Here is an 18,461-nt window from a genome sequence, read left to right as displayed (position 1 = left end):
GTTGAACTGAATTATAGAGACAACACACGCTCCTCATACCGGGACAGCGCGGTGGTCAAACGCTGCACCGCGAGCGGTAGCAGTTCCGGCCGGGTATGGGTGAAATTCAGGCGCATCGTGTTCTTCATGGGCTGCTCCGAATAGAAAACTTCGCCCGGAACGAAGGCAACCCCTTGCTCCACGGCCAGCGGCAGCAGCTCGGCGGTATGAATCCGGGCCGGCAGGCTCAGCCACAGGAACATGCCGCCGCGCGGCTCCAGGAAGGATGTGTCCTGCCAGCTTTGCGAAGCCAGCTCTGCCGAGAGCAGCTTCATCCGTGACTTGTATTCCCGGGAGACCAGCCGGATATGGGCTTCAAGGTCGAAGGACAGCAGCAGCTCATGCAGGGCGCGCTGATCGATGGTGCTGGAGTGCAAATCGGCGGCTTGCTTGGCTCTGGCGATCATTGTGACCAGCCCGGCGGGGCCAACGATCCAGCCTGTCCGCAGTCCCGGAGCTACGATCTTGGAGAAAGTACCTGTATAGACCACGCAGGTATCCCCGCCCTGATTCCTGTCGATGGCTGCGAGGGCCTTAGGGTAGGCTTCTGGGGATTCATCGAACCTAATCTCTCCGTAAGGATTATCCTCCAGTATCAGCACGCCGTATTTCCGGCATAGCTCCACCACTTGCTCACGGCGTGCCCTGCTCCAGGTTGCGCCTGAAGGATTGTTGAAGGTGGGAACGGCGTATAACAGCTTAGGGCGGTGCACTCGAAGCTGATCTTCGAGATGCTCTGGCAGCAGCCCGTCCTCATCGCTCTTTACAACATGGATGTCTGCACGGTACGAGCCCAGTACCTGCAAGGCGGCCAGATAGGTCGGTGCCTCTACAAGTACGGTGTCTCCCGGATCAAGCAGAATTCTGCATAGCAAATCTATGGCCTGCTGGGAGCCGGTAGTGAGGATCATTTCCTCGGTGGAGACAGGGATGCCCTGTTGCCCCAGTCTGGCGGCAATCTGTTCACGCAGCGGAAGATAGCCTTCTGTCAGTCCATATTGCAGCGCAGAGCTGTCGCCGCTCAGAACGCGGCTGTAAGCCTCCCGGATCGCTTCTGCCGGAAACAGCTCTTCGGCAGGCAGCCCGCCGGCAAGCGAGATGATGTCCTTACCCTGTGTGATCTTAAGGATATCGCGGACTGCGGAGGACCCCAGGTGGTTCGTCATATCCGCATAGTTGATCTTCATATTCATGCTCCCTGCTATTCTGAATTTTGTAGTATCATAACGGTATAGCGGTATAACAGTAAAGCGGTAAATATAACAGTTAGGAGGCGGCAGACCATGCATATTGATTTACTCCGCAGCGGAGACAAATCGCTGCCCCGGCAGATTAGTGAGACGATCGCACAGCGGATCACCTCGGGTCTGCTCCAGCCGGGCACACAGCTGCCGTCCGTTAGAGGTCTGTCTTCCTCCTTGAATGTAAGCCAGGTAACGGTAAGCAAGGCTTATGCTGACCTGGAGCTGCGCGGACATATTCTGTGCAGCCAGGGCAAGGGCTGTTATGTAGCAGAACGGGACCGAAGCAGGCAAGTGGCAGAGGCGGGGTCGGGGTGGCAGGACGGCTATGATGACTATCTGCCAAGGGCCCAGCTATGGCGTAATTTCGATTATTCAGAGGTGGACTATCCCTTTCATCTGGCCTCCATCCACAGCAGTTTGCTCCCACTGGGACCTATTGGCACGACCATGGCAACACTTGTGAAGGAGCAGCCTGAGCTGATGGCCACCTACGGTAATTTTCAAGGAGACCCGGAGCTGCGCGAGGTGATGCGCAGGCACCTGCAGAGCCGGGGAATCCAGCTGGGCGCCAGTGATTTGATGATCACAAGCGGCGCACAGCAGGGGATCGATCTGGTCGCCCGGACCTTTGTCGGTCCGGGGGATACGGTGTATCTGGAGGCACCCAGCTATACTGGGGCGATAGATGTTTTTGCAGGGCGGGGGGCTGAGATGATCTTCGTTCCGATGGACGGGGACGGAATGCGGGTGGACCGGCTTACCGCAATGTGTGACCGGAGGCCGCCTAAGCTCATCTATACCAATCCGACCTTCCAGAATCCGAGCGGGGTCACCATGAGCATGCCAAGAAGACAGCGCCTGCTGGAGCTTGCCCGCAGCTACCGCTGTCTCATTGTGGAGGATGATCCGTTCAGTGACCTGTACTTCCATCAGCCGCCCCCGGCGTCCATTAAATCGCTGGATACCGCCGGACATGTAGTCTACATGAAGAGCTTCAGCAAAGTTCTCGCCCCCGGCTGCCGGATCGCCTGTGTCGCCGCTCAGGGCAATATCCTCTCCCGGCTGATCGCCGCCAAGTCGGCCAGTGATCTGGGCAGTCCGCTGCTGACCCAGCGGGCTGTACTGCCCTTCATCGAGCGCCAGTATGACGAGTACGCAGCGAAGCTGCGGTCAGCGCTGCGTGTCCGCCAGGAGGCGGCAGCGAGGCTGCTGAAGCAGTATGCTCCGGCCGGGGTAACCTGGCAACTGCCGGGGGGAGGGCTGAATCTGTGGCTGCAGCTGCCGGAATCCCCTGCAATTGAGGAGCTCCACACTCTCGCCGAGCAGGAAGGGATCTCCTTCCTGCCGGGCGATGTCTGCTATGCCGGGGATATACCCTCCAGGCATATCCGCTTAAGCTATTCGCAGCTGACGCAGGAGGGGATGGAGCGCGGACTCCGCAAGTTCCTGCTGCTGTTGGAACGGCATCTGCACTCTTAGCAGCTTATTGTATAGAATCCAGCTGTTTGCCGACCTGCTGCGGGAACAGCTGGAGCGGAACCTGGCCTCCTCCTGCGGCCTGCAGGGTACGGTAGATATCCACCTGGCCCCAGCCGTAATACTTATCATGGCCAGCGGTGCCCAGATCGATGGCATTAGAGGTCAAGAGCGCGGTCACTTCCTTGTTCGTCAGCGCAGGGTTCAAGGAGCGCACCAGTCCGGCCAGCGCCGCTACATGGGGACTGGCCATCGAGGTGCCGGATAACGCAGCATACTGATTATCGGGATAGGTGCTGGCAATGCTCTCCCCGGGTGCAGCCACATCGATGTAGTCCCCGTAATTGGAGAAGGAAGCACGCTCTCCCGCCGCATTCGTTGCGGCGACTGCAATCACCTCTTCGTAGGCTGCGGGATATCCCGGCCGCTCCGTATTGTCATTGCCGGAAGCGGAGACAATCACCACATCCCGGTCATAGGCATACTTAATTGCATCATGCAGAAACTGCGAGTCGGCATAGTTGCCCAGGCTGAGATTAATCACCTTAGCCCCCTGATCTGCCGCCCAGATAATGCCTTCGGCCACCGAATAGGTGGTGCCTGCCCCGGAATTATCCAGCGCTTTTACCGGAAGGATCTTGTTATACCAGCTGATGCCGGCGACCCCTTCTTCATTATTGGTTAACGCTCCAATGATGCCGGCCACATGGGTGCCATGTCCAACATCGTCGTCCGGCGTGCTGCCGCTCGTAATCGCATTGTAGCCCTTGAGCAGCTGCCCCTTCAGATCCGGGTGGTTCGCTTGAACACCGGTATCCACAACGGCGATTACGATCTCCTTGCTGCCCTTGGACAGATTCCAGCCCTGCGGGGTTTCAATCGCCGGCAGATTCCACTGGTAAGTGGAGAAGAGCAGGTCATTGGGCGTAATTACATTCGCTCCCGGATTTTCGCTGACCGCATCATTGGTTAAGTACATATAGTGAGGCTCTGCGTACAGCGGATGCCACTTATTGGCGAAGTAGGTCTTGAGCTGGGAGTAACTCATCTTGTCCGACCGGAAAATATAAGCATACCCCAGCTTGCGCGGCTCCTTGCAGCGGATATCGGCGGCGATGGTCTGAAGCTGTGCCGCAGTGGGATGTCCGTTCGGGAAGCGGACGACAATCTCATTCTCGTAGTAATGGCTGGCGTTCTCATTGTCATGTCCGGTCTTGACTGTGATGTCCTTCAAGGTATCGGCGTGGACAGATTCTATCCGGTACTTGCCTTCCTTCGGGTACGGAATGAGCCGCAGATTCTTGAGCTGATGCAGTGCAACGCGGTCCAGAATCTTCTGGTTAATCAGGGCGATGACAGCCATTTGACCCTCCCGGTTACGCTGGGCTACGAAATAATACTTTTTGTCGCCGATGATGAACGAGGGGGATTCATAGGACTGGTGGCCTTTGATCGCAGATTTGGCGGTGTTCAGATAATGAAGCAGCTGTTTATTCTCCTGATCGGTTCCTTCGGGCAGAGAAGATTTGAAGGTAGTTGTCTTACGGGTGTTGAAATCAACCAGCATCAGCATGGTAATATGCCCGTGCCCCTGTTGAAGGCTCTGCGCATATGCTGAGATAGCTTCAGGCGAAGCGTGATGCATATCGGCCAGCAGGGTGCTCAGATGTCTGTTTACATCGACGCGGTTCAGCTTGTCAGTGGCCGTTACATCCTGCACAAGGGTGGTTTTCTTAATCACTTTTTCCTGAGAGGGATTAGGCACAGATGCTTGCTGAAGGGTACCGCCGCCGCCTTCCGGCCGCAGGGCGAAGGTGAGCAGCAGTACGGTCAGCGCGGCAGTAACTATACCGGCGACGGTTAAATTTTTACGTGACATGATTTCCGCTCCATTCCTCGTGGTTTCATATACCTGTTAGAGTTCGGAGCAGAAGCCGGTTTTATGCATCTTACGAAAAGGCTACCGCCGTCCTTGGTTTTATGTTAATATCAAAAAGAAAGCGCCTTCCGGGGCGTGTACTGCTCTTTCCAGAAGCAGGATTCTTCTCCGCTATCAGTACGGTGGAGGCTTAGGAGATTTTGTGATACTATCAAGAGAGTACAACTGCAATGTCTAAGTGTCATTAACAACTACTAATGCAAGGAACAATAAGGGGGAGCAACCGCCATGTCAGCAGCCAATGTGCAGAAATTGTGTGAATCGACGAGAGAGAAGCTTAAATCCGTTATCGAAAAAATGGAACTGTTCCTGAATGAGCATGCACTGCCGCAGCTTGTTACCGAAGAGGATGAAGAAACGCTGCATTTTTATCGGGGGTTCTTGTCCGATCTCCGCCATCTGCTGGTGTTCTCGGAAATGTCTTATGAGAAGCTTGGGCTTGCACTGCGCCGCGCTACCTTCGATGAACCTTTTGCGCAAAAAGCGCTATATAATGTATATCATCTTGGAGTTAATAACTTCTTCTATCCTAAGAATGAGAGTTATTCGGAGGATGGACGTTACGCCTATACCGGGCAAGATGCGATCCGTTTCCGCAAGAAGCCAGTGCGTCCGGCACGCGATATCATTATGGAGATCACCAAGGTCTATGAGGAACTGCGTGATGATCTGACTTATTATGAGAATGATTATTTGACGGAGAAGCGGATGCAGAATCAGCTGTAATTGATTGTCAGGTCTATAATCTTTTTTCTGTAAAAGGCTGTCCCAACTGCCGACATGGCTGCTTGGGGCGGTCTTTTTGTTATTTCTGGTGAGCAGCCTTCAGCCGCATAGCCAATTTCCCTGGCGGGCATAATACATGGCGAGGTGATCATTATGACAAACGCCAAACCGCTTGTGAAATGTAGTGTGAGCAACTGTCATTTTTGGGGAGAACAGAACCTGTGCCGTGCCGAGGAAATTGTCATTGAGATCGATCAGCATGCAGGCAGCCGTTACATGGAGGAATACGCAGAGGAGATGACGGCGGGTAATCATCATGATCATGCCGGAACCTCGTCCGCAACCTGTTGTCTGACGTTCAAGCCGAACGCCTGAGAAGGAGGCCCTTATGGATAATCCGAATGATGAACCCAAAGTGGACCGTTCCGCCCGCAGAAAGGTAATTTTGCGCCCGCGCAGCAGAGTCGATTACCCCCGCCGGGACAGAAGCCACAATGAGGAGTATGCAGCTGAGCTCAGCCCGCTCCCATCGCAGCTTCAGAGCACGATGGAACGGAGCGGCGAAGCTCAGCGGACGACGGGTGGCGTGAGCGAGGGAGAAGACAAGAGAATCGGCTATATAGGCCTGGGCTTCGGTGTTGTCTCCTTATTCATCTGGTCCATTATATTGGGGCCAATTGCCGCGGTTCTGGGGTATTATGCGTATGCCAGAGGACAAAAATCAGCCGGGGCCTGGTCAATGGGTCTGGGGATTGTATCCACTTTAAGCTATTTTGTCTTAATTCCTTTTGCCCGTTAGAGCCGGCTGAATCCACACATCCGATTTCCAAAACAGGCTATCAGACCTAACTATGCAGGTCTGAGGTCTGTTTTTTCGCTTAGGCATATAGTAATTGCTGATAATAAATAGTAAAGTTCAAATATAAGACTTCGTGTGAAAGAGGGAATGGATGCATGTCAATCAATGCCGCTGGACCAAGCGGTCAGTTGAAATGGGTAGACTTAAGAAGCTCAAGCATGAAGCGTGAGGATACCAAAGCGAACCCCGGAGTGACCGGTTCCTCGGCGGCAGCGTTCACCGCGATGCTTCAGCAGGCGGCGGGGACGTCTCAAACCACTGACAACAGCAATAAAAGCACATACGTTGCTCTTGCAGGTACCTCTTCGATGGATAATCTGCTGTGGCAGCAGCTTGGGGAAGCAGCAGCGTCCAATAGCGGCATTTCCGGGGAAATAACGCAGACCGTGCCGACGGATTATGAACAGCTGATTCAGACTGCCAGCGCGAAATATGGCGTTCCGGTTGATCTGATCAAGGCGGTTATTGATACGGAATCCTCCTTCAATCCGAATGTTGTATCTTCTGCCGGTGCCAAAGGACTGATGCAGTTAATGGACGGAACAGCGAGCGGCCTGGGTGTCTCCGATCCCTTCGATCCTGCCCAGAGCATTGACGGCGGCGTCCGATACCTCTCGTACCAGCTTAAGCGGTATGACGGACAGGAGAAGATGGCGCTGGCCGCCTATAATGCCGGGCCGGGCCGGGTGAACAAGCTTGGAGTCAGCAGCGATGCTGAGCTTATGGCGAACCTCTCTGAGCTTCCGAAGGAGACTCAGGCTTACATTGCCAAAATAGAACGCGCCCGCGCGCAATTCGCGGTATAATATAAGGATCAAACGGAATCTGCACCCTGCTTCTTTTGCGGGTCGGGCCGTTTGATCCTTTTTGCAACATATAAGCAGTTATGAATTCTACTCAACAAAGGAGAAGGCCGATATATGCTGTATTGGGATTACGCCGCTGCTGCCCCTCCCTATGAGGAGGTAGTGCAGACACTGGAGCAGGTGATGAGGAAGCACTTCGCCAACCCCTCTTCCCTGCACCGGGCGGGAGAAGAGGCGGACAAGCTGATTAAGCGGGCGCGCGAGGTGTGTGCAGCTGCGCTTGATGTGCTGCCGCAGGAAATTATATTCACCTCGGGTGCTACCGAGAGCAACAATCTGGCGGTCAAAGGGGCTGCACTGCAGTATCAGAGCAGGGGGCGGCATATTGTGACCACGGAGCTGGAGCATCCTTCCGTCTACGAGAGCTGTCTTCAGCTACAGAAGCTGGGTTGGGAGGTTACCTTCGTAGCTCCTAATCCTCAGGGAGTGGTCGAACCTTCGCGGATTGCCGCTGCGGTCCGGCCGGATACGGTGCTCGTCAGCGTGATGCATGTGAATAATGAGATCGGCACGGTTCAGCCGCTGCGCGAGATCGGACAACAAGTCAAGGCGGTGAACCGCCGGACGTTATTCCATGTTGACGGCGTGCAGGGCTACGGGAAGCTTGAGGTTGAACTTAAGGCCTGGCAGGCAGATCTGTACAGCCTGTCTGCACATAAATTACGCGGGCCGCGCGGGACGGGACTTCTCTATGTGAGAGAAGGGGTGACGTTGTTTCCCTTGTTGACTGGCGGTTCCCAGGAACAAGGTAAGCGCGCCGGGACAGAGAATGTGCCGAATATTGTAGCTTCAGCCAAGGCCATGCGGATGAGCGGGGAACAGCGGGAGGCATTCAGCGCCCGGATTCGTCCGCTCAAGGCGCAGCTGGAGAAATATATAGCAGGGATACCGGAGCTTGTACTGAACAGTAGTAGGGACGGGGCGCCGCATATTGTCCACTTCTCTTACCCCGGCATGAAGGGGGAAGTCTTGGCCCGCAGGCTGGAGGAGCTTGGGATGGCGGTCGCCACACGCTCCGCCTGTTCCTCGCGTCTGGCCGAGCCGAGCCGGATTCTGCTGTCGATGGGCAGGGATACCGCTGCTGCGCTTGGCGGCATACGGATCAGCCTGGGGGACAGTCATACGCAGCAGGACGTGAGCCGGCTGGAACAGGCGCTGCTGGCAGCCGTCCAATCCTTGAAGATTGCAGAAGGAGGCATGAAATAACCAATGACAACAAGAGAGACAGGTAGCGGAGCACAGAATGCAGGATACGCAAGCAGCATGGACTATGCCGATATGCTCCTGCTGCGCTTCGGAGAGTTCATCCTGAAAGGAAAGAACCGCAGCCGGTTCGAGAAGACCGTACTGCGGCATGTGAAGGAGATGGTGAAGCCGTATCCGAATGTGAAGCTGACCCGGGAATTCGGGCGGATCTACGTCGAATTGAACGGTGAACCCGCAGGAGAATTAACGGAGGCGCTCGTAAAAGTATTCGGGATCGCCTCGATTAGCCCGGTGAAGGTCTCCCGGCCGGAATTTGAGGATATTCTTGCGGCCAGCCGGACCTTCCTCCACCTTATTGCTCCGGCAGCGGGAACCAGCTTCAAGCTTAGCGCGCGCCGGGTGTGGAAGGGCTTCCCTTACGGCTCTATAGAGATGAATAAGCTTATAGCTACACCGCTGCTGCAGGGCTATCCGGGGCTGCTTGTAGATGTGAAGTCTCCCGATTTGGAGCTGAAGATTGAGATTCGAGAAGGTCATACTCTTATTTTCTGCGAGAATATTGCCGGAGTCGGCGGCTTCCCTCTGGGAACGAACGGCAAAGCTATGCTGCTGCTCTCCGGCGGGATCGACAGTCCGGTGGCTGGCTGGTCATCCATGCGCAGGGGGCTGGAGGTGGAGTGCATCCACTTTTACAGCTATCCTTATACGAGTGAGCTTGCCCGCCAGAAGGTTGTAGATTTGACGCGTATCTTGTCGCGTTATGCCGGTGTAATTAAGCTGCATCTGGTTCCGTTTACGGAGGTGCAGACCTCTTTTACCGGGATCGGGCAGGATAATCTGATTATTACGCTGATGCGCCGGGCTATGCTGCGGATTGCTACCGCCCTTGCGGAGAAGGAGGGGGCGCTTGCGCTGATTACCGGCGACAGTCTGGGCCAGGTGGCCAGCCAGACTCTGCCCAGTATGAATGTGATCGGGCGTGCAACGGCTCTGCCGCTGCTGCGTCCGCTGGTGATGATGGACAAGAGTGAGATCGTGGAGCTCTCGAAGACCATAGGTACGTATGACTTGTCCATTCTGCCATATGAAGATTGCTGTACACTGTTCGTGCCCAAATCGCCGACAACGAATCCGAATATGCGGATTGTAGACAAGATTGAAGCGACGCTGCCAGGCTATCAGGCCTTACTTGATACGGCGGTTGCCGGAACCGAAACCGTACTCATTACACCTTATGGCAACGAGAAGCCGGAAGACTTAGTACCGGCACAGGCAGGCCTTCAGGAAGAGTGGTTCTGAAGAGCGGGGTCCGTCCGGCGGCGCTTCCAGTGTCCCGCAGCCAGGATACCGGCAATTACTGCGGCGATGAACAGAATGTGCAGCAGCGGATGTGCCTTGAAGTAAGGGGCAATAACCTTCTCGCCGGAAATCATAGTGGAGGCTGTGAAGCCGAGTACGCCTGACCCGAGATAGATAATCCATGGATATCTGTTGATTAACCGGATAAACAGGGTACTTCCCCAGACCACAATAGGCACACTGATCAGCAGTCCCAGCACCACTAACGTAATATTATGATTCGCTGCACCGGCAACAGCAATGACGTTGTCCAGTCCCATGGCTGCGTCTGCTATCACAATCGTCCGAACAGCTGCCCACAGAGTTCCACCGGCCTGAATATCCGTCTCTGCACTGCCGCCGGACAGCAGCTTATAGGCTATAAGGATCAGCAGCAGCCCGCCGATCGCCAGCAGCCATGGAATCTTTAGCAGCCACACCACAAGAATCGTCGCGATGATTCTCAGGATCACTGCACCGCCTGTGCCAAGCAGAATCGCCTGCTTCTGCCGCTTTCCTTGCAGGTTCCGCGCGGCGAGGCCGATGACGATGGCATTGTCGCCCGCCAGAATAAGATCGAGGAACACAATATTTAGCAGAGATAATATGAAATCCGCAGCGGATGTATTCATCCCGGGTCACTCCTATAGGTTTGATAGCTTGCAGTCCTCTTGCAGCCAGTCAGGCCGGAGACTATAGATATACGCTGCAATCAGGCCGTACATGCACAGTTTCTGAAATAGCGGGACAAGAAGCATAGCTTGTCGCCCCCCGGCATACATGTAGATACATGGAGTTCAGGGAGGCTGAGGTGGATGGATTCATTATTGCTGCTTGGTGAAATTCTAATGATTAATCTGGTGCTCAGCGGAGACAACGCCATGGTCATTGCGATGGCCAGCAAAAATCTGCCGGAGAAGCACAGGAAGCTGGCTGTCTGGTGGGGGGCCGCCGGAGCGGTCGCGCTGCGTTGTATCCTGACCTTCGCCGCAGTGCTGCTGCTCAAGATTCCCTATATTGAGGCTGGAGGGGCTATGCTGCTGCTATGGATTTCCTTCAAGCTGCTGCTCGAGGACGAGGAAGAGCTGAGAATTGAGGGAAGCCCCAGCGTCTGGAAGTCGGTACGCACCATCCTGCTGGCGGACTTCATCATGAGTCTGGATAATGTACTGGCGATTGCCGGGCTTGCCAAAGGGGATCTGGCACTCATCGTAATCGGGATTGCGATCAGCATTCCGATTGTCGTCTGGGGGAGCGGCATTATCGTGGGCTGGCTGCACCGCTTCCCGGTGCTGATCTTCATCGGTGCCTATATTCTGGCGTATACCGCCGGGAACATGCTGCTGCAGGATGCCAAATTCGGCCCGGTGATTTCGTTCCTGTTGCCGTCGCTTCATGCTATGCTGCCGATACTGCTGGGCATTATCGTGGTTGTTACGGGCATGCTGAAGCACAGGAAAGTATCCGCAGGCTGATAACCGGTAATAATAAGGCTGTACCAAAAGCTGGAAGGCTTTGGTGCAGCCTTATTTCGTTTTTCTAGAGAATGCTCTGCCGCGATGTGTGAAGAATGATGGTGTTTTATGCGTTTATCAGCTAAAATAAAGGGAAACCTGTCGCCGGATTTGTCTGCTGAAGGGGCAAGGACTGGTGAAAAGACACGAAATTTTGAAGGGATAGGTGAAAGATGTCTTCCAAAAATGACATGAAACTGGGTGTGTTCATCGCCGCGGCCGGCCTCGTGATTCTGCTGGGCAAGCTGGGGGTGTTCGGTTTTCTGGGACGGGCCTTATGGCCGCTCATCATTCTGGTTCCGGGCCTGTTCCTGCATGTGCTCTTTTTCACCCGCCGGGCTTCTGCATCTGTACTCATTCCAGCGGGCATACTATCGGTGTACGGCTTGCTCTTCGGCTTATGCAATACCTGGGGCTGGGACCTCATGAGACACTTATGGCCTGTTCTTCTGCTGGGGATCGCGGTGGGACTGTACGAATATTCCCTGTATGCTTCAGTCAGAACAAGAGGCTTGACCACCGCCGCGGTAATTCTGGGGCTGCTTAGCCTTGTGCTGGTTATCTTCACCCTGCTCGGCACCGGGGCGCTCTATCTGCTCGGCGCTGTGCTGGTAGCTGCGGGACTGTGGCTGATGCTGGGGAGAGGCAGACCGGGAAGCCGCAAGAAGTGGAACGGTGGCTGGTAAACAGACCGGCAACACGCCCTGATAGGTTAATTCAAGACCGCTGAGCCGGACATGAGGCAAAATTAGAAAAATTAAGCGGACTTGGCAACGTTTTTTTCAGAAAAAGACTTGCTTTTCATAGTACTTTCACTATAAAATTAAGGAATGTTGGAGCGTCGGCTTTCTGCCTGGCGCTTCTTTTGTGAGACTGCCGTGACATGCTAAGAATTTAAACAGTTTTAATTTGATAAATGAGAGGATTTGGATACAAATCATGCATTCAAGAAAAGATATCCGTAATATTGCGATCATTGCCCACGTTGACCATGGTAAAACAACACTCGTCGATCAGCTTCTCCAGCAGTCCGGGATTTTCAGCGCGCACGAGCACGTTCAAGAACGCGCCATGGACTCTAACGATATCGAACGGGAACGTGGAATTACAATCCTAGCTAAAAATACAGCAATCACTTATAAAGAGTTCCTGATTAACATCGTAGATACACCTGGACACGCTGACTTCGGCGGCGAAGTAGAACGGATCATGAAGATGGTTGACGGTGTACTGCTCGTTGTTGACGCTTATGAAGGCTGCATGCCGCAGACCAAGTTCGTACTGCGCAAGGCGCTGGAACAGCACCTGACCCCAATTGTAGTCGTGAACAAGATTGACCGTCCGGCTGCGCGTCCGAAGGAAGTTATTGACGAAGTGCTGGACTTGTTCATTGAGCTTGAAGCCAGTGACGACCAGCTTGAATTCCCTGTAGTTTACGCATCTGCGCTTAACGGCACATCGAGCATGGTTCCTGAGAAGCAGGATGAGACAATGCTTTCACTTTATGAAACAATCGTTGAGCATATCCCTGCTCCAACTGAGAAGGTTGAAGAGCCGCTGCAGTTCCTGGTAACTCTGATGGACTACAACGAATACCTGGGCCGTATCGCTATTGGCCGCGTCAACCGCGGTGTAATCAAGCAAGGCCAGTCCGTTACAGTCATCATGCGTGACGGCAAGAGCAAGACTGCCCGTATCGAGAAGCTGTTTGGCTTCCAGGGTCTGAAGCGCGTGGAGACAGAAGAGGCCGGCGCAGGCGACATCGTGGCTATTGCCGGTATCAAGGACATCAACATCGGTGAGACGATTGCTGATTCGCAGCATCCTGAAGCACTGCCTGTTTTGAAGATTGACGAGCCTACCATGCAGATGACGTTCCTCGTGAACAACAGCCCGTTCGCAGGTAAAGAAGGCAAGTGGGTTACTTCCCGTAAGCTTCGTGAGCGTCTGTTCAAAGAACTGGAAACGGATGTGAGCTTGCGTGTAGATGAAACAGACAGTCCTGATGCGTTTATCGTTTCTGGACGCGGTGAGCTTCACCTTGGTATTCTGATCGAGAATATGCGTCGTGAAGGTTATGAAATGCAAGTGTCCAAACCACAAGTAATCATTAAAGACATCGATGGTGTTAGATCTGAGCCGCTTGAGCGCCTCATGATTGACATTCCAGAAGATAGCATGGGTTCCGTTATGGAAAGTCTGGGCAGCCGTAAAGCCGAGATGGTCAACATGATCAACCACGGCACCGGCCAAGTCCGTCTGGAATTCCTGATTCCGGCACGCGGCCTGATCGGCTACAACACACACTTCCTGACGCTGACACGCGGCTACGGTGTAATGAACCATGCCTTCGATAGCTATGCTCCACTGGTTGGCGGCCAAGTTGGCGGACGTCATCAGGGTGTGCTTGTTGCAAGCGAAAGTGGAACAACAACCCAATACGGAATCGTGGGTGTTGAGGATCGTGGTATTCTCTTCCTGGATGCAGGTACAGAAATTTATGAAGGTATGATTGTAGGCGAGCATACACGTGATAACGATATTATCGTTAACATTTGTAAAGAAAAAGCACTTACCAACATGCGTACCTCAGGCAAAGATGATACTGTAAAAATGAAGACACCACGTAGTTTCTCTTTGGAAGGTGCACTTGAATATTTGAATGATGATGAATATTGTGAAATCACTCCTAAATCTGTACGTCTGCGCAAAAAGATCCTGAATAAGGGCGAACGCGAGCGTGTAGAGAAGCAGCGTAAGGCGGCGCAAGCCAGCCAAGCGTAAGCGGATGACAATGAAGCCGCCGGATGAACAATCCGGCGGCTTTTATTATTTTTCCGGTAACGGATCTTTCAAATTGCAGGGATTAATAGCAGTACAAAACGGCGGCGGGTGATATAATGTAAGCGTAACTTATGATCCGGGAGGAGTGACGGGTTATGCAAAGCTGGTTCGCTGAGCACCCAGTTATCGCTTATATTGTCATTTTTATCTTACTGACTTATGTGTACAACCGAGTATTCCGCGTCAATCAGAAGCTGCCGGTCGGCAAAGAGATCGTGCTGTATGTGATGATGGCGGCAGGCTCAGGCATGCTTCTTATCTTCCAGCATGACAAGCTGCCGATCATCCAGTGCCTGCTGGTAGCGGTCGGGCTGATGCTGCTTGTGCGGGTCCGCTACCTGGTGGAGGCCCGGCAGAAGCGGAAGGCTGCAGCGGCTGCAAAACGGCAGTAGGCGCAACTTTTGATGATAGGGTTCGTCTAAGTTATTACGAAGTTATCTACTTCAATTCCAGTTGAATGAAAAGGAACTAAATGGATTATGAATACAAGCAAGGGTAATTTGCCACCCAGAAGGAACGGCCAGCAAGGAAGCGCCAATACTAACAGGCAGCAGCCTAGGTCTGCTGCTTCAACTACAACCGCAAAGAAAAAAGCGCGGAAGCCGAAAAAGCGCGGATTCTTCGCCCGGCTGATGAGAGTGCTGCTCACCATTCTCCTGATTGCTGTTATAGCTGCATTAGGCTACGCAGGGTATTTGTACTGGAAGGTGGATCACGGAGGATTCGGAGTGGACCAGCCGGTTGCCGCAGGGCAATCCGCCTCGGAGAAGCCGCTGACGATGCTGCTGCTCGGTACGGACAACCGTCCGAAGCACCCGTCCAACCTGACGGATGTGATCATGGTCGCGGCCTTGAACCCGGAGACCAAATCGGCTACAGTGGTCTCATTACCCCGCGATACATATGTCGAGCTTGGCGGATACAAGAAGACGAAGATTAATGCCTTTTACTCTCGCTTCAAGAGTAAGGAGAAGACCTCCGGGACTCTGGCTGAGGATGAGATGAAGAAGATGATGGGCAAATATCTGGACATTAAGGTCGATTACGCTACCGTGCTGGATTTCCAGGGCTTCCGGGATATTGTAGATGAGTTCGGCGGCGTGGACGTTAATATCAGCGCCAATATGTGTTACACGGACAGTGTGGACGGCACCAACATTAATCTCAAAAAAGGCGAAGCCAAGCTAAATGGTGATAAAGCGCTGGATTATGTGCGTTACCGCAAGTCCAACTGCAAGCCGGCGACGAAGCCATCGGATGATTTTGAACGCAATAAGCGCCAGAACGAGGTACTGACTTCATTGATCTCTCAGATGCAGTCGCTGGGCGGCGTCCTCAAAATCGGCCGGGTGCTGGATGCGGTGGATAATAATCTGGAGAGCGATATCGAGAATGCGCAGATTAAGAGCCTGATCGCAACGTACTGGGATATACCCAAGGAGAATGTCGAATATGTACCGGTAACCGGAACCTGGCGCAGCCCCTATGTATATATTAACGATAAGGAGCTGGACGCAGCTAAGAAAAGCCTCCAGGACCGGATATCCGGAGTGTCCGCTGCAGTGGTCTCAGGCCAGCCTTGAGCAGCGGGCAGGGTACAATCTGTAAATTGAATGCAAGTTTCGTCCTGTGCTATAATATAATAAATTGAAAGTATTCTTGCCGCATAGGGGGCCTGTAACTATGTCTGAAGCCGTTGCTCAGCTCAATGAAACTCTGCTAGCTATGCTGCAATCGGAGACGTTTGTTCTTCTTAATACTGTGGATGCAGAATCCGGAGGACCTACGTCGACTGCGATCTCCTGGATCTATGCTGTGAGCCCTTCCATTGTCCGGCTGGCTGTGGACCACCGCTCCAGACTGGTGAACAACATGAAGGTTAATCCCAGGGTAACGATTACCGTGTTTGGCGAAGGGACGGTGCATGCCATTAATGGTCATGCTGCGGTTCGGCTGGACCCGTTGCCGGATGTTCCGTTTAAGATGTGCTGTTTTGATATTGAGATTGAAGCGGTCCGCAATGCGCTGTTCTATGGTGCGCACCTGGAATCTGCTCCGAAATATGCGAAGGTATACGATGCACGTGCGGCTGAGAAGCTGGACGGACAAGTGTTTGCCGCCATGCAAAAAGCCTAGTGTGCTATCACTAGGCTTTTTTTGAAATTAGCTCCTATCGGGTATTGCCTTGCGGCTCAATATCCTCCGGCAGCTGCGGAATGATCCGGCCGATAATATCGGCCATCTCGGAGGCGAAGCCCGAGACCGGGTTGCCCTTGGAGATATGCTTGCCCATCTCGGCCAGCCTGCTGCTGAGGTCCATGTCGGCAGTCACCAGGACTCTTACGCCCCTCGGGTCCTTGCGGATCGCTTCAGCTACTGAATATTTCACACTTCCGACCCGCGAACGGGTAAGGGCGCCGTCCACATCAATGCCGACCACGGCAAGGTTGTTCATGACGACACAGTGGACGCCTTCCACACCTGGGACTCTTCGCGCTAATTGTTCAAAATGATCCTTGAGTGCCACATCGCTGTCGTGCTTGCCTTCTGAAGGTTGTTTCGAATCCGGGGTGGCCTCCTGTACGGCTGTACCATCTTCCGACAATGTCCGCACTCCGCGGTTCCCCTGGCTGTGCACCGCTTCAGCCGACTGTTTATCCTGAGGAGAGGGTGATGTCTCTTTATTAGCGATACCGCAGCTTGTCAGCAGCAGCAGTACCAGCAACAGACACATTGATTTTCTCATATGTGAGTACTCCTTTCAGCCTGAGAACTAGTAATTTACCTTATCTTGCCCTTGCTGAAAAGAGTTATGTATGATCAATCAAACCAGGCGCTGTGGAGGGGATAACATGAAAAAGATATTCGTACTGGACACTAACGTGCTGTTGCACGACCCCAATTCGATTTTTGCTTTCAAGGCGAATGAGGTGGTCATTCCTGCTGTAGTCCTGGAAGAAATCGACTCCAAGAAGCGTAATGCCGATGAAATCGGCCGCAACGCCCGCACCGTATCGCGTCTGTTAGACGGGCTCCGGGAGCTGGGCCACCTGCATAGCGGGGTGGTACTGGACCATGGAGGCACGCTGAAGGTGGAGCTTAACCACCGAAGCTTCGTCAAGGTACAGGAGATGTTCGGCGAAATCTCCAATGACAACCGGATATTGGCTGTAGCGCTCAATTATCTCCATGAGGAGAACGAGAAGGCTGACCCGAGTCCTGTGGTACTTGTAAGTAAAGATGTTCTCGTCCGCATCAAAGCGGATGTGCTTGGCATAACTCCGGAGGATTATCTGTCCGACCGCACCGGCGATCTGAATGAGCTCTATTCCGGCTGCCAGTCGCTGATGGCCCATCCTTCACTGATTGATGAATATTACAGTCACCGGTTCCTGTCCACGAAGCAGCTGTCGCTGTCCTATCCGCTGTATCCGCATGAATTCGTAATTCTGAAGGATGAGATCGGCAGCGGCAAATCTGCGCTTCTGAAGGTCAACAGTGATGCCTCCCGTCTGGAGCCGCTCTATCTGGGCAACGATGCGGTATGGGGCATCAGCGCCCGGAATGCACAGCAGCGGATGGCACTTGAGCTTCTGCTGAATGATGATATTCCGCTGGTGACCATCACGGGCAAGGCGGGTACAGGCAAGACGCTGCTGGCGTTAGCCGCCGGGTTGTTCAAGGTAGAGGATGAACACAAATACAAGAAGCTGCTGATTGCCCGCCCGGTGGTACCGATGGGTAAGGATATCGGCTATCTGCCAGGAGAGAAGGATGAGAAGCTCCGTCCATGGATGCAGCCGATTTATGATAACCTCGAATTCCTGTTCGACACCAAGAAGGCAGGGGATATCGATAAAATATTGATGGGGCTGGGAAGTATCCAGGTAGAGGCGCTGACCTATATCCGCGGCCGCTCCATTCCGTCGCAGTTCATTATCATTGATGAGGCGCAGAACCTGTCCCGCCACGAAGTGAAGACGATTGTCTCCCGGGCCGGCGAGGGCAGTAAGGTGATCCTGATGGGGGACCCCGAGCAGATTGACCACCCTTATCTGGATGCTGCGAGCAACGGCCTCAGCTATATCGTTGAGAAGTTTAAGCAGCAGGGCATTAGCGGACATATTACACTGGAAAAGGGCGAGCGTTCGCATCTGGCTCAGCTGGCCGCCGATCTGCTCTAACCTCCAACAACAAACCTTATTCCAGCCGGGAGCTCAAGACTCCCGGCTTTTTGCTGCCCGCCCCCGGAAGCGGCGGGAGAGTTTTTGTGCAGTTAAAAAGTGCGATCAGCGGAGGGAGCGGAATTGTTCTGGAGAAGCGTAGCGTTCGCCTTTAAAGACGGATTTCAACCTCTAATCAGTTATTGAATAAGAAATCGGGCTTTAACAGCGATCGGAAGAATAATCC

General features: G+C 53.6%; 18 protein-coding genes. 14 read left to right on the top strand and 4 right to left on the bottom strand.

The features are described 5' to 3' along the window. Nucleotides 1-11: 11 nt before the first annotated feature. Nucleotides 12-1,226: an aminotransferase-like domain-containing protein gene (locus C162_RS00810; RefSeq protein ID WP_036690354.1), complete on the bottom strand. Its 1,215-nt coding sequence runs from the start codon at nucleotides 1,224-1,226 to the stop codon at nucleotides 12-14. A 96-nt stretch (nucleotides 1,227-1,322) separates the two neighbouring features. Here C162_RS00810 and pdxR point away from each other — a divergent pair, with 96 nt between their 5' ends. After that, nucleotides 1,323-2,762, top strand: coding sequence for a MocR-like pyridoxine biosynthesis transcription factor PdxR (pdxR, locus tag C162_RS00805; protein ID WP_036690265.1), 1,440 nt, complete (start codon nucleotides 1,323-1,325; stop codon nucleotides 2,760-2,762). A 4-nt stretch (nucleotides 2,763-2,766) separates the two neighbouring features. Here the strand turns inward: pdxR and C162_RS00800 are convergent, their stop codons facing one another. Beyond that, a complete protein-coding gene (locus tag C162_RS00800; RefSeq protein ID WP_036690263.1) occupies nucleotides 2,767-4,638 on the bottom strand; it encodes a S8 family peptidase in 1,872 nt (623 codons plus the stop codon). A 288-nt stretch (nucleotides 4,639-4,926) separates the two neighbouring features. On the opposite strand from C162_RS00800, the gene C162_RS00795 reads away from it, so the two are divergent. From C162_RS00795 to thiI, 6 genes are all read left to right on the top strand, one after another. Beyond that, nucleotides 4,927-5,424 carry a YpuI family protein gene (locus C162_RS00795; RefSeq protein WP_036690261.1) on the top strand — a complete coding sequence of 166 codons (498 nt, stop codon included), beginning with the start codon at nucleotides 4,927-4,929 and terminating at the stop codon, nucleotides 5,422-5,424. A 153-nt stretch (nucleotides 5,425-5,577) separates the two neighbouring features. Further along, nucleotides 5,578-5,799 carry a DUF1540 domain-containing protein gene (locus tag C162_RS00790; protein ID WP_036690260.1) on the top strand — a complete coding sequence of 74 codons (222 nt, stop codon included), beginning with the start codon at nucleotides 5,578-5,580 and terminating at the stop codon, nucleotides 5,797-5,799. Nucleotides 5,800-5,812: 13 nt separating this feature from the next. Further along, entirely contained in the window at nucleotides 5,813-6,223 is a 411-nt protein-coding gene (locus C162_RS00785; RefSeq protein WP_051493115.1) for a hypothetical protein, read from the top strand. A gap of 155 nt (nucleotides 6,224-6,378) precedes the next feature. Continuing rightward, nucleotides 6,379-7,089 carry a lytic transglycosylase domain-containing protein gene (locus tag C162_RS00780; RefSeq protein ID WP_036690258.1) on the top strand — a complete coding sequence of 237 codons (711 nt, stop codon included), beginning with the start codon at nucleotides 6,379-6,381 and terminating at the stop codon, nucleotides 7,087-7,089. Between the two features lie 114 nt (nucleotides 7,090-7,203). Continuing rightward, nucleotides 7,204-8,355 carry a cysteine desulfurase family protein gene (locus C162_RS00775; protein WP_036690256.1) on the top strand — a complete coding sequence of 384 codons (1,152 nt, stop codon included), beginning with the start codon at nucleotides 7,204-7,206 and terminating at the stop codon, nucleotides 8,353-8,355. A 57-nt stretch (nucleotides 8,356-8,412) separates the two neighbouring features. Continuing rightward, a complete protein-coding gene (gene thiI / locus C162_RS00770; RefSeq protein WP_036690349.1) occupies nucleotides 8,413-9,654 on the top strand; it encodes a tRNA uracil 4-sulfurtransferase ThiI in 1,242 nt (413 codons plus the stop codon). Here the strand turns inward: thiI and C162_RS00765 are convergent. After that, nucleotides 9,636-10,325, bottom strand: a complete 690-nt coding sequence (locus tag C162_RS00765; RefSeq protein ID WP_036690254.1) for a TerC family protein — start codon at nucleotides 10,323-10,325, stop codon at nucleotides 9,636-9,638. The genes thiI and C162_RS00765 overlap by 19 nt on opposite strands. 183 nt (nucleotides 10,326-10,508) lie before the next feature. Here C162_RS00765 and C162_RS00760 point away from each other — a divergent pair, with 183 nt between their 5' ends. The 6 genes from C162_RS00760 to C162_RS00735 all read left to right on the top strand — a co-directional run bounded on the left by C162_RS00760 (nucleotide 10,509) and on the right by C162_RS00735 (nucleotide 16,187). Further along, complete coding sequence (locus C162_RS00760; RefSeq protein WP_036690252.1) at nucleotides 10,509-11,168, top strand: TerC family protein; 660 nt, start codon at nucleotides 10,509-10,511, stop codon at nucleotides 11,166-11,168. 212 nt (nucleotides 11,169-11,380) lie between these two features. Then, nucleotides 11,381-11,893, top strand: a complete 513-nt coding sequence (locus C162_RS00755) for a hypothetical protein (RefSeq protein WP_036690250.1) — start codon at nucleotides 11,381-11,383, stop codon at nucleotides 11,891-11,893. 253 nt (nucleotides 11,894-12,146) lie between these two features. Then, complete coding sequence (typA, locus tag C162_RS00750) at nucleotides 12,147-13,991, top strand: translational GTPase TypA (protein ID WP_036690248.1); 1,845 nt, start codon at nucleotides 12,147-12,149, stop codon at nucleotides 13,989-13,991. Between the two features lie 155 nt (nucleotides 13,992-14,146). Then, nucleotides 14,147-14,443, top strand: coding sequence for a YlaH-like family protein (locus tag C162_RS00745; RefSeq protein WP_036690246.1), 297 nt, complete (start codon nucleotides 14,147-14,149; stop codon nucleotides 14,441-14,443). 87 nt (nucleotides 14,444-14,530) lie between these two features. Continuing rightward, nucleotides 14,531-15,634: an LCP family protein gene (locus C162_RS00740; protein ID WP_036690244.1), complete on the top strand. Its 1,104-nt coding sequence runs from the start codon at nucleotides 14,531-14,533 to the stop codon at nucleotides 15,632-15,634. Nucleotides 15,635-15,734: 100 nt separating this feature from the next. Further along, nucleotides 15,735-16,187, top strand: a complete 453-nt coding sequence (locus C162_RS00735) for a pyridoxamine 5'-phosphate oxidase family protein (protein ID WP_036690242.1) — start codon at nucleotides 15,735-15,737, stop codon at nucleotides 16,185-16,187. Nucleotides 16,188-16,221: 34 nt separating this feature from the next. Here the strand turns inward: C162_RS00735 and C162_RS00730 are convergent, their stop codons facing one another. Further along, complete coding sequence (locus C162_RS00730) at nucleotides 16,222-16,797, bottom strand: YhcN/YlaJ family sporulation lipoprotein (RefSeq protein WP_036690240.1); 576 nt, start codon at nucleotides 16,795-16,797, stop codon at nucleotides 16,222-16,224. Between the two features lie 106 nt (nucleotides 16,798-16,903). Here C162_RS00730 and C162_RS00725 point away from each other — a divergent pair, with 106 nt between their 5' ends. Continuing rightward, nucleotides 16,904-18,235, top strand: a complete 1,332-nt coding sequence (locus C162_RS00725) for a PhoH family protein (protein ID WP_036690238.1) — start codon at nucleotides 16,904-16,906, stop codon at nucleotides 18,233-18,235. The last annotated feature ends 226 nt before the right edge of the window (nucleotides 18,236-18,461 follow it).

The sequence above is a fragment of the Paenibacillus sp. FSL R7-269 genome (assembly GCF_000517865.1).
GTDB lineage: Bacteria > Bacillota > Bacilli > Paenibacillales > Paenibacillaceae > Paenibacillus_AQ.
Note: the sequence above shows the minus strand (reverse complement) of the source record. Positions and strands in the feature narration are given on the sequence as shown.